Genomic DNA, 13,732 nt, shown 5'->3' with positions numbered 1-13,732 from the left:
CCCGCACAGCACGCGACGACGCGGAAGGCGGCTGCCCGGAAACGGGGAGCCGCCTTCCGCGGTAGGAACGCGTGAGCCGCCGGGTCGGCCCCGCTCAGGGCCGGGCGGCGGAGAAGACGCCCCGCCGCAGCACCGGCACCACGCCCGAGACGCCGACCTGGACGGCCACCTCCACGTCCCCGCCGAAGCCGCCCTCGGCGAGTTCCCGGCCGGAGACGCAGCCGCGCACGGCGGCCGGGACGTCCGGCGTGGCGGCGAGCGCCGCCAGTGCCATCGCCGCCTCCACCGACAGCCCGCCGGGGACACCGGAGAGCGCGTCGAGCACGCATGCCGCCCCGAGCTGGTCCTCCACGGACGGGCGCAGGGACCCGTCCGGCCAGCGTTCCCCGGAGGCCACCACGCCGACCGGGGCGTCGATCGAGCCGTACCCCTGGTCGGTCAGCCAGCGCCCGACGGCGCGGGCGTTACGCAGGCAGGCCGCGACCACCGGCAGGCCCGTGGCGCTGGCGGCAGCGCTGATCGCCGAGCCGTTGGGCGAGGGCAGCACCAGGTCGGCGACGGCCGGCGCGGTGCGCAGGGCCGCCGGGGAGAGCGACCACGGCTGTTCCGGGGTCGTCTGCCGGCGGCCCACGGCGGCGACCGCGCCGACCCGGCGGGCGTACTCGGCGGCCTGCTCGCCCCAGGGGAACGGGTGCACCCGCATGCCCCGGGCGACGGCCACCTCCACGGTGGTGGTGAACGAGAGGACGTCCACCACCACCAGGACGGCGCAGACCCGGCCGAGTTCCGCCGCGCCGGCCAGCCCCCAGTCGAACCGGGCACCCGAGCCGGGCTGGGCGTGGACCGTCGCGGTCACGCCTCAGCGCTGATCGGGTACGGCCGTCGGACCTGCCTCACCGGAGTCGGAGCCGTCGGTCGCCTCCACGCCGTCGACCCGCTGCGGCTCGGCCCCGGCCGGCGATTGTCCACCGTCGGCCGGCTGCGCCGCGTCGCCGACCGGGGACGGCTCGGCGACGGCCGGGGCTGCCGTGTCGGCGGGCGGTGCCGGCGTCGTCGCAGCGGCAGGCGGTGCCGCCGCCTCGACGGGCTCGGCCGGCGTCGCAGCGACCGGCTGGGCCGGCGCCTCGACGGCGGGCGGCACCGGCGGAGCGGCGACCGGCACCGCGGCGGTGGCCCGCGCGGTCGGGTCGGCCGGCTCGGCCGGCTCCGACCCGCCGAAGAGCCGGGGCAGCGTGGCGGTGTGCGCGGCGGACAGCTCGTCCAGGCCGATCCGGAACTGGTCGCGCACCTCCAGCGCGCCGCTCGCCGAGTCGGTGACCCCGATGAACTCCCACGGCACCCCGCGCTCGGCGCACAGCGCGGTGAACGCCTTCTCGTGGCCGCGCGGCACCGAGACCAGGGCCCGCCCGGCCGACTCGCTGAACAGGAAGACGAACGGCATCGAGCCGCCGGCGAACTGCTCCGGCACCGCGATCACCGCACCGACCCCGCGCCGCAGGCAGGACTCGACCAGGCTCTGCGCGAGACCGCCGTCGGAGAGGTCGTGCGCCGAGCTGAGGTGCCCGACGCGGGCCGCCTCGGCCAGCAGGTCGGCGAGCTGCCGCTCGCGGCCCAGGTCGACCTGCGGCGGGATGCCGCCGAGGTGCTCGTGGGTCACCCAGGCCCACTCGGAGCCGGAGAGCTCCACGTGCGTCTCGCCGAGCAGGAAGATCTGGTCGTGGTCGCCGCCGCCGCGGGGGACGAAGCCCATCGGGACCCGGCTGGCGACGTCGTCCAGCACGCCGAGCACGCCCACCACGGGGGTGGGGTGGATCGCCGCCGCGCCGGTCTGGTTGTAGAAGCTGACGTTGCCGCCGGTCACCGGGATGCCCAGCTCCAGGCAGCCGTCCGCCAGGCCGCGCACGGCCTCGGCGAACTGCCACATCACGCCCGGGTCCTCCGGCGAGCCGAAGTTGAGGCAGTTGGTCACGGCGATCGGCTTCGCGCCGGTCACGGCCACGTTCCGGTACGCCTCGGCCAGCGCCAGCCTGGTGCCGTGGTACGGGTCGAGGCGGGCGTACCGGCCGTTGCCGTCCAGCGACAGGGCGACGCCGAGGCCGGTGCGCTCGTCGATGCGGATCACGCCGGAGTCCTCCGGCTGGGCGAGCACGGTGTTGCCCAGCACGTACCGGTCGTACTGCTCGGTGACCCAGGTCTTGTCGGCGAGGTTCGGCGACGCGATCATGCGCAGCACGGTCTCGCGCAGGGCCTCTGGCGTCGACGGCCGGGGCAGCGTCTCGGCGCGGTCGGCCTGGAGCAGGATCAGGTCGGCCGGCTCGCGCATCGGGCGGGCGTAGACCGGACCGTCGTCGACCAGCGACCCCGGCGGGACGTCCACGACGAGCTGGTCGCGCCAGGTGATCACCAGGCGGCCGGGGCGCCCGTCCGGCGACGGCGCGGTGACCTCGCCGATCGCGGTGGCCCAGACGCCCCACTTCTCGGCGGTCTTGAGCACCGCCTCCAGCTTGTCCGGGGCGACGACCAGCAGCATCCGCTCCTGGGACTCGCTGGCCAGGATCTCCTGCGGCTCCATCGACGCCTCGCGCAGCGGGACCCGCTCCAGCCAGACCCGCATGCCGGTGCCGGCGGACGCCGCCGTCTCGGTGAGCGCGCAGGTCAGGCCCGCGCCGCCGAGGTCCTGGATGCCGACGACCAGCTCGGCGTCGTATAGCTCCAGGCACGCCTCGATCAGCAGCTTCTCCATGAACGGGTCGCCGACCTGCACGGACGGGCGGCGCTGCTCGCTGCCCTCGTCGAAGGTGGCGCTGGCCAGCACCGACACGCCGCCGATGCCGTCGCGGCCCGTCCGGGCGCCCATCAGCACCACGACGTTGCCGGGGCCGGTGGCCTCCTTCTTCTGGAGCCGGTCGACCCGCAGCACGCCGAGGCAGAGCGCGTTGACCAGCGGGTTGCCCTGGTAGCACGGGTCGAAGACGACCTCGCCGCCGATGTTGGGCAGGCCGAGGCAGTTGCCGTAGCCGCCGACGCCGGCCACCACGCCGGGCAGCACCCGGGCGGTGTCGGGGTGCTCGGCCGCGCCGAAGCGCAGCGGGTCCATCACGGCGACCGGGCGGGCACCCATGGCGAGGATGTCCCGGACGATGCCGCCGACACCGGTCGCCGCGCCCTGGTACGGCTCGACGAAGCTCGGGTGGTTGTGCGACTCGACCTTGAAGGTCACCGCCAGCTCGTCGGAGACCTGGACCACGCCGGCGTTCTCGCCGATGCCGGCCAGCAGCCGGTCGCTCGGCGGGGCCTTCTCGCCGAACTGGCGCAGGTGCACCTTGCTCGACTTGTAGGAGCAGTGCTCGCTCCACATGATCGAGTACATGGCCAGCTCGGCCTGGGTGGGACGCCGGCCGAGGATCTGCCGGATCCGGTCGTACTCGTCGTCGCGGAGGCCCAGCTCGGCGTACGGCTGGAGCTCCTCGGGGGTTTCGGCGGCGCGCGGCACGGTGTCCAGGCCGTGCGCCCAGTCGACGGCCGGGACGGGCCGGGACGACTCGGGGTGGACCGGCTCGCCGGGACGGGCGGCCGGGTCGACCGGGCCGGCCTGCGGCGCCACGGTGGCCGCGAAGGGCTCCGCCGGGGCGGCCGGAAAGCCGCCCGGGGTCTCCCGTACCGCCGGGTCCGGATGGGTGGTCATGACCTCTCCTCGCTGCGCTCGCCGCCCGGGGGGCGGTGGAGCCGACCGTTGGTGCCGCGCACGGTCACGCCGGCGCCCCCACCAGGTGCTTGAGCACCGAGGTGAAGAAACCGAGGCCGTCCAGGGAGGGGCCGGTGAGCGCCTCCACGGCGTGCTCGGGGTGCGGCATGATGCCGACCACGTTGCCGGCGGGGTTGGTGATGGCGGCGATGTCGCGCTGCGACCCGTTGGGGTTGCCGCCGACGTAGCGGGCGACGACCCGGCCCTCGGCCTCCAGCTGGTCCAGCGTGGCGGCGTCGGCGACGTAGCAGCCCTCGCCGTTCTTGACCGGGATCAGGATCTCCTGGCCGGGCTGGAAGGCGTTCGTCCACGCCGTGCCGCCCGCCTCGATCCGCAGGACCTGGTCGCGGTTGCGGAAGTGCAGGTGCTGGTTGCGGGTCAGCGCGCCGGGCAGCAGGTGGGCCTCGCAGAGGATCTGGAAGCCGTTGCAGATGCCGAGCACCGGCAGGCCGCCCCGGGCGGCGTCGACCAGGGTCTCCATCACCGGCGCGAACCGGGCGATGGCACCGCAGCGCAGGTAGTCGCCGTAGGAGAAGCCACCGGGGAGGACGACGGCGTCCACCCCGCGCAGGTCCGGGTCGCCGTGCCAGAGCCGGACCGGCTCGGCGCCGGCGATCCGGACCGCACGGGCCGCGTCCCCGTCGTCGAGCGAGCCGGGGAAGGTGACCACACCGACCCGGGCGGTCACGGGTGCGCGCCCGCGGTCTCGTCGGTCTCGACCAGGCGGACGGTGAAGTCCTCGATGACCGGGTTGGCGAGCAGCTTGTCGGCGATCTCCCGGGCCCGGTCCAGGTCCGGTTCACCGGTGAAATCGATCTCGATCCGCCTGCCGATCCGGACAGAGGCGACGTCGCTGACGCCGAGCCGGGGCAGCGCGTTTGCGACGGCCTGGCCCTGAGGATCGAGGATCTCGGGCTTGAGCATGACGTCGACGACGACGCGAGGCACTGGGCACTCCTGACTGTGTACGCAGTTGGGTGCCGACCCACAACGGGCGAGCGCAGCCAGCCTACCTGGCAGATACCGCCTCAGCCGCACCGGCCGGGCGCGGTTCAGGCAGTGATCAACATTACCGCCGGGACGCGGGGCCGCACCGCGTCCGATCCCACGCGAAACGTCCCGGAGCAGGCGGTTTACCACGCCAGTGGTCGCCAAATTGTTACATCAGCTAGTCTCGATCAAAGCCTTGCCGCCGGAATTGACCACCCCTAGCATTCATCGGCATAGGTCAATGCAGACCTGGCGGGTGACCCCCGCGCCCGCCGGCACAACCGACCCGGCGACCCCGGGTCCTAGGCAAGGAGTACGTCCCGATGCGTATCCGTTCCCTGCTCGCCGTGGCCGGCGCCGCCCTGGCCGGCGTCCTCGGCGTCACCAGCGGCGCCACCGCCGCCCCGGCCGGCCCCCAGCCCATCATCGGCGGCGGCACCGTCTCCTCCGCACCGTGGGCCGCCGCCGTCTTCAGCAACGGCTCCTTCACCTGCTCCGGCAGCGTAATCGCCTCGACGTGGGTGCTCACCGCCCGACACTGCGTCAGCGGCACCATGTCCGTCCGGATCGGCAGCGTCTACTACGCCTCGGGCGGCACCACCCGCACCGTGAGCGCCTCGTACACCCGCTACGACCTGGCGCTGCTGCGGCTCTCCAGCGCGGTCAGCACCTCCACCGTCTCGCTGGCCAGCAGCAACCCGCCGGTCAACTCCACCAACACGATCTACGGCTGGGGCATGACCTGCTACAGCGGCTGCGGCGCGTCCAGCCAGCTCAAGACGGCCAGCGTGCGGGTGACCAGCACGAACGTCACCGACGCGTACGGCGGCCAGGCGATCCGGAGCACCGCGGTCAACGGCAACGCGTGGCGGGGCGACTCGGGCGGGCCGCAGTTCTACAACGGCCAGCAGGTGGGCGTCGCCTCCACGGCCAACGGCGTGAGCATCCAGAACTACGGCAGCGTCGCGTACAACCGGGCCTGGATCACCTCCGTGGCCGGTGTCTGACGGTTAGCGCCCGCCTCGGCGCGGATGGTCGGCCAAGCGCCGACCGTCCGCGCCGACCCCTTTTGCAGCATCCGATCAGGTGACCACAGCCGACGAACCGCCGCCCGCCGGTGCGACAGCATCAGAACCGTGCTGGTCGTGACGACGGATCAACTGCCCGGCTACGAGATCCGCCAGATCCTCGGCGAAGTGGTGTCCTCGATGGCCAGGACGCGCAACCCGTACCGCGAGGGGGTGAAGAACCTCCGCGGCGGCGCGTACGACCCCATGGCGCCGGACAACCTGACCCGCTGGCGTACGGACTCGGTGGCCCGCCTCGGCGAGGAGGCCCGCCGCCTCGGCGCGAACGCCGTGATCGGCATGCGCTTCGACAGCCGGGACTGCGGCGAGATGTGGATGGAGATCTGCGCGTACGGCACCGCCGTCATCGTGGCCGCCAAGACGCCGGACGTCATGCCCCCGGACCAGCCGATGATCGCCGCCGACACGGCCCACGACCCGGCGATCGCCGAGGCCCCGGGGGGCATAGCCGAACCGGCCAGCGCCCCCAACCTCTCCTCGGCCGCCGAAACCCCCACCCGCAACCCCTGACCCCAACCCACCCACCCCACTCCCGCCCACCGGCCCGCGCTCGCCCACCCCGGCTCGGGCCGGCCGCGCTCGGGCCGGCCGCGCTCGCCCCGGGCGCGCTCGCCCCGGTGATCAAGAGAAAAGTGTCAAAGTTGATCTTCCGCGTGACGCAAACCTCTTGATCACCGGGGCGAACCGGGGGGCGCACCGGGGGCGGCGCGGGTGGGTGGGGCGGGGCGGGGGTGGGTTAGAGGATGGGGGGTGGGGTGTAGGTGGCTGCCTTGGGGTGGGTCAGGGCGATCTTGGCGATGCGGGTGGTCACCCGGTCGACCTGGGCGCCGGCGGTGCCCACGAAGGCGGTGCGGTCGGCGATCAGCGCGTCGATGTCGGCGCGGGACAGGCCCAGGCGCGGGTCGGCGGCGAGGCGGTCGAAGAGGTCGTTCTCGGTGACGCCCTGCTCCCGCATGGCCAGCGCCACGGCCACCGCGTGCTCCTTGATCGCCTCGTGCGCCGCCTCCCGGCCGACGCCCCGCCGCACCGCCGCGACCAGGATCTTCGTCGTGGCCAGGAAGGGCAGGAAGCGCTCCAGCTCCCGGTTGACCACCGCCGGGTACGCCCCGAACTCGTCCAGCACGGTGAGGAACGTCTGGAACAGCCCGTCGGCGGCGAAGAACGCGTCCGGCAGGGCCACCCGGCGGACCACCGAGCAGGAGACGTCCCCCTCGTTCCACTGGTCGCCGGCCAGCTCGCCGACCATCGACAGGTAACCCCGGATGATCACCGCGAAGCCGTTCACCCGCTCGCTGGACCGGGTGTTCATCTTGTGCGGCATCGCGCTGGAGCCCACCTGGCCGGGCTTGAAGCCCTCGGTGGCCAGCTCCTGGCCGACCATCAGCCGGATCGTGGTGGCCAGCGACGACGGCGCGGCGGCGACCTGGGCCAGCGCGGCGAGCACCGCCAGGTCGATCGAGCGCGGGTAGACCTGGCCGACGCTGTCCAGCACCCGGGCGAAGCCGAGGTGCTCGGCGACCCGGCGCTCCAGCTCGGCCACCTTGTCGGCGTCGCCGTCGAACAGGTCGAGCTGGTCGGCGGCGGTGCCGACCGGGCCCTTGATCCCCCGCAGCGGATACCAGTTGATCAGGTCCTCCAGCCGCTCGTACGCGATCAGCAGCTCCTCGGCGGCCGACGCGAAGCGCTTGCCCAGTGTGGTGGCCTGCGCGGCGACGTTGTGCGACCGACCGGTCATGACCAGGCCGGAGTGCTCGTTGGCGAGCCGGGCGAGCCGGGCGAGGGTGGCCACCACCCGGTCCCGGACCAGCTCCAGCGACGCGCGGACCTGGAGCTGCTCGACGTTCTCCGTGAGGTCCCGGGAGGTCATCCCCTTGTGCACGTGCTCGTGCCCGGCGAGCGCGCTGAACTCCTCGATCCGGGCCTTCACGTCGTGCCGGGTGACCCGCTCCCGCTCCGCGATCGAGGCCAGGTCGACGTCGTCGAGCACCCGCTCGTACGCCTCGACCACGCCGTCGGGGACGGCCACGCCGAGGTCCCGCTGGGCGCGGAGCACGGCGAGCCAGAGCCGCCGCTCCATCCGAACCTTCTCCTCCGGCGACCAGAGGGCGACCAGTTCGGGCGAGGCGTAGCGGTGGGCGAGCACGTTCGGGATCGTCGTCACGGTGCCCATTCTCCCGTACGCCGAGACCGCCGCCCGCGCCAGCCCGTCCCTTGCGGCGGGGCGGGGCCGGGGCGGGACGGCGGTGACGTCGCTGGTCAGACGCGCGGGATGTCGTGCACCTTCGCGGTCACCACGAGGGTCTTCGACTGCTTGCCGTGCGCGTTGCGGACCGTCAGCGTGTAGGTGTGCTCCTGGACGTCGCCCTCGCCGCCGGAGCAGGGGAAGTTCACCGTCTCGCTGCCGGCCGGCGGGTAGTTGTCGCCGTACACGCCGGGGCCGTCGACCGAGAGGGCGACCGAGTCGACGTTGCTGGTCTTCCACTCCACGACGACCGGGGCGCCGGCGATCGGGTTGACGTTGGTCCCGGCCGGGCAGGTGGGCTTCTGGGCGACCCGGAAGTATCCGATGGTGGGGCCGCTGGGCTTCGTGCCGGACCCGCCGCCGCTGCTGCCCGTGGACCCGCCGCCCGTGGCACCACCCCCCGTCGAGCCACCTCCCGTCGAGCCGCCGCCGGTGGAGCCGCCGCCCGTCGAGCCGCCGCCGGTGGAGCCGCCGCCCGTCGAGCTGCCCCCCGTGGACCCGCCGTCGGTGGAGCCGCCGCCCGTCGTGCCGGTGCCGGTCGCGCCGGTGCCTTCGTCGCCGGAGCCGGCGGCGGCCGGTGCGTCGGCGGGCGCCTCGGTCACGGTCGTCTTCGCGGTGGACCCCCCGGAACCCGTGGCGGTGGACGCGCAGCCGGCGGCGGCGAGCGCGACGGCCAGGCCGACGACGACGGGGGCGACGTGGACGGTGCGGAGCAGGACTCGACCGGGCATGGCCACTCCTCGACGGGTGCCGCCGGTGACGTCCGGGCGGGCTGGATCCACAGTAGGAACGCCCGGCAACAGGGGTCAGTACGGCGCGGGCCGACCCGTCAGCGCCGCGTAGAGGCCGGCGGCGGCGGCCTGCTCGGAGTCGTACGACTGGCGGACGTCGTGCGTCCCGCGTTCGTACAGGCCGATCTCCCAGCGCCCACCCGGCGAGCGGCGCAGGAACCAGAAGTCGGGCGGGACCGGCACGTGCTCGTGCACGTCCTCGATCTCGAAGGCGTCCGGGGACAGCCCGGCCGCCAACAGCGCGGCGCGTACCTGGTGCCGGTCCACACCCGACCTCCGTTCATCCGATTCGTCGTCAGCAGACGGCCGGGACGCCGCCGCGCTGGAGCGGGACGGCGCACGGCGTCGCCTCCAGGTTCTCTTCCACCAGGAAACCGTGCGCGAGCAGCCAGGTGACGCTCAGGTTGCCCCCGGCCTGCGGCAGGTACGCCGGGTTGAGCTGGAACTGGGTGCCCATCCCCGGCTGGGCGAACCACGGGGCGATCGGGCCGGAGTCCACCGGGAGCGGCTTGACCACGCAGTAGACGTGGTAGTTGGCCAGCGGCGCGTCGGCCGGCGTGTTCAGGTTCGACGGCGGCAGCGACCGGGCGCTGAACGGGGTGCCGAGCGGGGCGAGGAACGCGCCGCCCGGGAAGCCGAAGCGGTCGAGCCGGTAGCCGGGCAGCAGGGTCTGCTTCTCCTTGATCGGCACCCCGTCTGGACCGAGGACGAACCCGTTCGCGGGCGGGTAGACGTACGCGGTCTGGGTGGCGTTGCCGTACTGCTGGAGGAACTGCGCCTCGGTGAGGCCGCCGAAGCGCTGGTAGCCGGCGAGCAGCGGACCGACCGGCGGCGCGGCGGGCAGCGTGGCGGGGCCGAGCAGGGGGTTGTCGTCGTAGAACTGGGTGGTCGGCGGCGCGTTCGGCGGGACGCCGGGGCGGCACAGGCTGTCGCCCACGGGCGGCTGCGGCTGGGCGGGGCCGGCGGGTGCGGCGTCGCCGGAGCCCCGGAGACCAGCACCCTGGAGACCAGCACCCTGGAGACCAGCACCCTGGAGACCAGCACCCTGGAGACCAGAGCCCCAGAAACCGGTGCCGGCGCCCCCGAGGCCGGCGGCGGGCCGGTCGGCGATGAGCCGCGTGCCATCGGCGTCGGTCGGGGCGGCCTGGGCCGCCACGGCGGGAAGCAGGGCCAGGGCCGCGCCGGCGAGCGCCGCCAAGGCCCAACGAGGCAGTTTCACATCAAACCTCCAAAAACGGGACAGAAGCTGCCCTCATCCTCAGGAGGTCGGAAACCTGATGTGAGACTTCGTGCGCTTTTCTACCGCTAAGGGGTCAACGCAGGCGGTACACGGTCACCGGGCCGGCGACGAACGCCACCTCGGCGAGCCGGGCCAGTTCCGGCGACACCGGGCCGGCGGCCGAGTCGGCGAGCAGCCACCGCACGCCGTCCTCTCGACGCGCCCGGTCCAGCTCCGGGGCGGCCGGCGCGGTGAACAGCCGCTCGTTGCGGGCGAACAGCTCGGGGTCGGGGGCGGGCTGCCGGGGGTACGAGAAGCCGTCGCGGGCGTGCCCGGCCAGGGCCTCGTCCGTGTAGCCCCAGCTCTCCACGAGCGTCCGCCGACCGCCCAGCCCGCTCACCCAGAAGGCCCGCGCGTCGCAGTGCGCGACGGTCGGCACCGGCCGGCAGTGCACGTTGGTGGCCACCACGTCCTCCGGGCCGGCGTGGGCGTCCAACCACAGGGCGGCCCGCGCCTCGTCCCGGGTGAGCGCCCAGGGGCGTTCGGCGGCGGTGAGCGACCGGGGCGGATCCCCGATCCGGCGCGCGGTCCACTCCAGGCCGCCGGCCACGCTCGCCCCGCAGAACGCGGCGACCAGCCCGGCCAGCGCCGCCCGCGTGCGCCACGACGCCCCCGCCGTCCGCGCGCGCCACGACGCCCCCGCCGTCCGCGCGCGCCACGATGCCCCCGCCGCCCGCTCGTCCCCGGGCACCGTCGCAGCCCGGGGCCGCAGGGCCGCCGGGAGCCGGCCCCCGGGCGGCACCGGGCCCCGGGCGCGCCGGGCCCGCAGCCCGACGAGCAGGACGGCCAGCAGCGCGGCGACGCCGGCCAGCAACAGCACCCGGCCCGCCGGCACGGCCATCGCCCACAGCCAGGCCCGCCGGGTCCGCTCGGGCGGGGCCAGCGGGTCGAGCAGCCACTGGGCCGCCGCGCCAGCGGTCGCGGCGACCGCCACGGCCGGCCACCACGGGCGCGCACCGGCCAGCAGCCACGCGGCCAGCAGCGCCCCGAACGGGACCACCGCCATGAAGAAGTAGAGCTGGCTGACCGACGGATGGAAGAAGGACCAGGCACCGCCCGCCCCGGCCAGCAGCGCCCCGGCCAGCAGCCACGCCGCCGGGTCGAGCTTGGCGCCCCGGCGGGCCAGCAGCAGCACGCCGACGAACCGGGGCGCCTGGAGCGTCAGCCACCAGCCGAGCACGGCCAGCGCGAAGAGCCACCCGGCAGCGCCGGCCGCCGCGAGCCCGGGCGGCAGCAGGCCGCCCGCCGCGATGCCCCCGCCCGCGCCGACGGTCTCCCGCCACGGCGCGAGGAACCGCAGCACCCCGAACACCTGCGGCGAGAGCACCCCCGCGCCGCCACCGGCGAACAGGCGATACCCGACGGCCATGGCCGCGACCAGCACCGCGAACAGCGACGCGACCGCCCACGGCACCCGGCGGGCCCGCCGGGCGGCGACCACCCCGGCCAGCGCCACGCCGGCGATCAGCGGGGGCAGGCCGCTGGACTTGGCCCCGGCGACGGCCAGGCCCGCCGCCGGCACCAGCGCCCAGCCCCACCCGGGCCGCCGGCCGCGCACCACGTCCGCGCAGACGCCGGTGAGCAGCAGGAGCAGGGGCAGCAGGTACGTCTGCGACGGGCTCTCCACGGACAGCGGGAGGGTGCCGCTGGCCGTCGCAGCGGAGCCGAGGGAGAGCGACACCCCGAGATACGCCGTCGCGGCGGCGACCGGGCCGGCCCACCAGCGTCCGCTGAGGTCACGGGCCAGCCCGGCGGTGACGACGACCGCCGTCGCGGCGACCGGCACCAGCCACAGCCGGAGCAGGACGGTCGCCGGGTCCGTACCGGTGATCATGCTGGCGCTGGCCAGGTGCGCGTCGACCAGGTAGTGGTAGCGCAGCGGCTCCCCGGCCAGTTGCGGCAGCTCGAAGGGCATCGTCCGGGTCAGCTCGTGCACCAGCCCGAGGTGGTAGAGCAGGTCCTGGTAGTAGACGTGGTCCACCGGCGGCAGCGGGTTCGCCCGCCAGCCCACGGCCGCCCAGGCCACCACGAGGACCAGCACCCCGGCGACCGCGATCGTCCAGCGCAGCGGCAGCGGCCGGGGTCGGGCGATCCGCCAGTGCCGGCGCAGCCGGGGCGCCGCGACGAACAGCGCCAGCACCGGCACCGGCCACCAGCGCAGCGCTGGCTGCGTGCCGGTGGCCGTGGCGAGCGCCCAGGCCGCGAGTTCCAGCAGCAGGCCGACGGCGGCCCCGTAGCCCAGGTCCTCCGGCAGGTTGCCCCGGCTGCCCCGCAGCGCCCGGTGCACGAGCGTGCCCGGCAGCACGAGGGCCAGCGCCCAGTAGGCGACGTAGCGGGCGACGTCGCCGCCCGGGGTGCCCGTCCACCACCAGCCGGCGACCAGCGCGGCGAGCACCGCCGCCCAGGCGAGGGCCGCCGCGACCCGGCGCGCCGCCGGACCGCCCCGGCCCGCCGGTGCGTCCGGTGGGGCGGGCGCGTCCGCCGCCACCGGCGAGCCCTGCGTCAGCACCGCCGGTTCAGTCACCGGCCCGGCCAGCCGCCACCGTCACGGCCGGCGCGTCGGCCGTGCCGGCCGGGTCGACGCCGCCCGCCGCCGGGCCGGGAGCCCCTGCCAGGTCGGCGGGCACCCCGCCGGAGCCGAAGGGCGCCTCGGCGGAGTCGAAACCGACGAGGTGGGTGGGCCGATCCTGCACGGTGCGGTAGATGCGGCCGACGTACTCGCCGAGCAGGCCGAGGCAGATCAGCTGGACGGCGCTGAACAGCAGGACCGCCACGAACAGCGAGGTCCAGCCCGGGATGGTCGCGCCGTCGGCGTACGCGACCAGGCCGAGGACGGCCAGCACCAGGCAGGCCGCGAAGCTGACCACGCCGAGCCAGGTGGCCAGCCGCAGCGGCGCGGCGGTGAAGTTCGCCGTGCTGTCCCAGGCCAGCGCGATCATCCGGCGCAGCGGGTACTTCGTCTCCCCGGCGGCCCGCGCTGCGCGGGAGTAGCGCACCTCGGCGGCGGCGAAGCCCAGCGAGGGCACCAGGAGCCGGTAGACCGGGGTGCGCTCGGGCAGCCGGCGCAGCACCTCCACCACGTCCCGGCTGACCAGCCGGAAGTCGCCCGCCTGCGCGGGCAGGTCCGCGCCGACGATGCGCCGCATCAGCCGGTAGTACAGGCCGGCGGTGCCGCGCTTGAACGGCGTGTCGGTACTGCGGTCGGCGCGCACCCCGTACACGACGTCGACGCCCCGCTCCCGGGCCGTGGCCAGCATCTCGGGGATGACCTCGGGCGGGTCCTGGAGGTCGGCGTCGATGGAGACCACCCAGCGGCCCCGCGCCCGGTGCAGCCCGGCGGTGAGGGCGGCTTGGTGGCCGCTGTTGCGGCGCAGCCGGACCAGCCGGAGCTGGGGCCAGGACCGGGCGTGGTCGAGCAGCAGCCGGGCCGTGGCGTCCCGGCTGCCGTCGTCGACGGCGACCACCTCGTACGTGGCGTCGGTGCCGTCGAGCACCGGCCGGAGCCGCTCGACGAACACCGCGACGACGTCCTGCTCGTTGTACATGGGGACGACCACGGACAGGTCCAGTGCTGCCCCGCCTGCGCTGATGTCCATC

12 protein-coding genes are annotated in these 13,732 nt (G+C 75.1%); 2 read left to right on the top strand and 10 right to left on the bottom strand.

Annotated features, from left to right (window positions below; all coding sequences use genetic code 11):
* Positions 1 to 94: 94 nt before the first annotated feature.
* The 4 genes from ACFYWL_RS08460 to purS all read right to left on the bottom strand — a co-directional run bounded on the left by ACFYWL_RS08460 (position 95) and on the right by purS (position 4,693).
* Positions 95 to 856 carry a 2-phosphosulfolactate phosphatase gene (locus tag ACFYWL_RS08460; protein WP_386969190.1) on the bottom strand — a complete coding sequence of 254 codons (762 nt, stop codon included), beginning with the start codon at positions 854 to 856 and terminating at the stop codon, positions 95 to 97.
* A gap of 3 nt (positions 857 to 859) precedes the next feature.
* Positions 860 to 3,685 (bottom strand): phosphoribosylformylglycinamidine synthase subunit PurL, encoded by a 2,826-nt coding sequence (purL, locus tag ACFYWL_RS08455; RefSeq protein ID WP_386969188.1) that lies wholly within the window; start codon positions 3,683 to 3,685, stop codon positions 860 to 862.
* A 64-nt stretch (positions 3,686 to 3,749) separates the two neighbouring features.
* The gene (gene purQ / locus ACFYWL_RS08450; RefSeq protein WP_386969186.1) at positions 3,750 to 4,433 is read right to left on the bottom strand and encodes a phosphoribosylformylglycinamidine synthase subunit PurQ; all 684 of its coding nucleotides are present in this window, start codon (positions 4,431 to 4,433) and stop codon (positions 3,750 to 3,752) included.
* Complete coding sequence (purS, locus tag ACFYWL_RS08445; protein WP_043961200.1) at positions 4,430 to 4,693, bottom strand: phosphoribosylformylglycinamidine synthase subunit PurS; 264 nt, start codon at positions 4,691 to 4,693, stop codon at positions 4,430 to 4,432. The genes purQ and purS overlap by 4 nt, the downstream gene beginning before the upstream one ends.
* A gap of 365 nt (positions 4,694 to 5,058) precedes the next feature.
* Between purS and ACFYWL_RS08440 the strand changes: the two genes are divergently transcribed.
* Positions 5,059 to 5,742, top strand: a complete 684-nt coding sequence (locus ACFYWL_RS08440) for a S1 family peptidase (protein ID WP_386969183.1) — start codon at positions 5,059 to 5,061, stop codon at positions 5,740 to 5,742.
* A gap of 24 nt (positions 5,743 to 5,766) precedes the next feature.
* On the top strand, positions 5,767 to 6,333 hold the full coding sequence (locus tag ACFYWL_RS08435) for a YbjQ family protein (protein WP_386969180.1): 567 nt from the start codon (positions 5,767 to 5,769) through the stop codon (positions 6,331 to 6,333).
* 226 nt (positions 6,334 to 6,559) lie between these two features.
* Here ACFYWL_RS08435 and purB read toward each other — a convergent pair whose 3' ends face one another.
* From purB to ACFYWL_RS08405, 6 genes are all read right to left on the bottom strand, one after another.
* Positions 6,560 to 7,984 (bottom strand): adenylosuccinate lyase, encoded by a 1,425-nt coding sequence (gene purB / locus ACFYWL_RS08430; RefSeq protein WP_386969177.1) that lies wholly within the window; start codon positions 7,982 to 7,984, stop codon positions 6,560 to 6,562.
* Between the two features lie 95 nt (positions 7,985 to 8,079).
* Entirely contained in the window at positions 8,080 to 8,796 is a 717-nt protein-coding gene (locus tag ACFYWL_RS08425) for a hypothetical protein (protein WP_386969175.1), read from the bottom strand.
* A 75-nt stretch (positions 8,797 to 8,871) separates the two neighbouring features.
* Positions 8,872 to 9,123, bottom strand: a complete 252-nt coding sequence (locus ACFYWL_RS08420) for a hypothetical protein (protein ID WP_386969172.1) — start codon at positions 9,121 to 9,123, stop codon at positions 8,872 to 8,874.
* Between the two features lie 28 nt (positions 9,124 to 9,151).
* Positions 9,152 to 10,075, bottom strand: a complete 924-nt coding sequence (locus ACFYWL_RS08415; RefSeq protein ID WP_386969169.1) for a TNT domain-containing protein — start codon at positions 10,073 to 10,075, stop codon at positions 9,152 to 9,154.
* Positions 10,076 to 10,169: 94 nt separating this feature from the next.
* The gene (locus ACFYWL_RS08410) at positions 10,170 to 12,659 is read right to left on the bottom strand and encodes a hypothetical protein (protein WP_386969167.1); all 2,490 of its coding nucleotides are present in this window, start codon (positions 12,657 to 12,659) and stop codon (positions 10,170 to 10,172) included.
* On the bottom strand, positions 12,652 to 13,731 hold the full coding sequence (locus ACFYWL_RS08405; protein ID WP_386969164.1) for a glycosyltransferase family 2 protein: 1,080 nt from the start codon (positions 13,729 to 13,731) through the stop codon (positions 12,652 to 12,654). Before ACFYWL_RS08405 ends, ACFYWL_RS08410 begins: the two co-directional genes overlap by 8 nt.
* Position 13,732 lies beyond the last annotated feature (1 nt).

The sequence above is a fragment of the Micromonospora sp. NPDC002575 genome (assembly GCF_042889525.1).
Taxonomy (GTDB): Bacteria; Actinomycetota; Actinomycetes; order Mycobacteriales; family Micromonosporaceae; genus Micromonospora; species Micromonospora carbonacea.
Note: the sequence above shows the minus strand (reverse complement) of the source record. Positions and strands in the feature narration are given on the sequence as shown.

What these genes read in the sequence shown, in the direction of transcription:
- purL (WP_386969188.1), bottom strand. Translation starts at nt 3,685, where the DNA reads ATGACCACCCATCCGGACCCGGCGGTACGGGAGACCCCGGGCGGCTTT.
- ACFYWL_RS08440 (WP_386969183.1), top strand. Translation starts at nt 5,059, where the DNA reads ATGCGTATCCGTTCCCTGCTCGCCGTGGCCGGCGCCGCCCTGGCCGGC.
- ACFYWL_RS08435 (WP_386969180.1), top strand. Translation starts at nt 5,767, where the DNA reads ATGGTCGGCCAAGCGCCGACCGTCCGCGCCGACCCCTTTTGCAGCATC.
- ACFYWL_RS08425 (WP_386969175.1), bottom strand. Translation starts at nt 8,796, where the DNA reads ATGCCCGGTCGAGTCCTGCTCCGCACCGTCCACGTCGCCCCCGTCGTC.
- ACFYWL_RS08405 (WP_386969164.1), bottom strand. Translation starts at nt 13,731, where the DNA reads ATGGACATCAGCGCAGGCGGGGCAGCACTGGACCTGTCCGTGGTCGTC.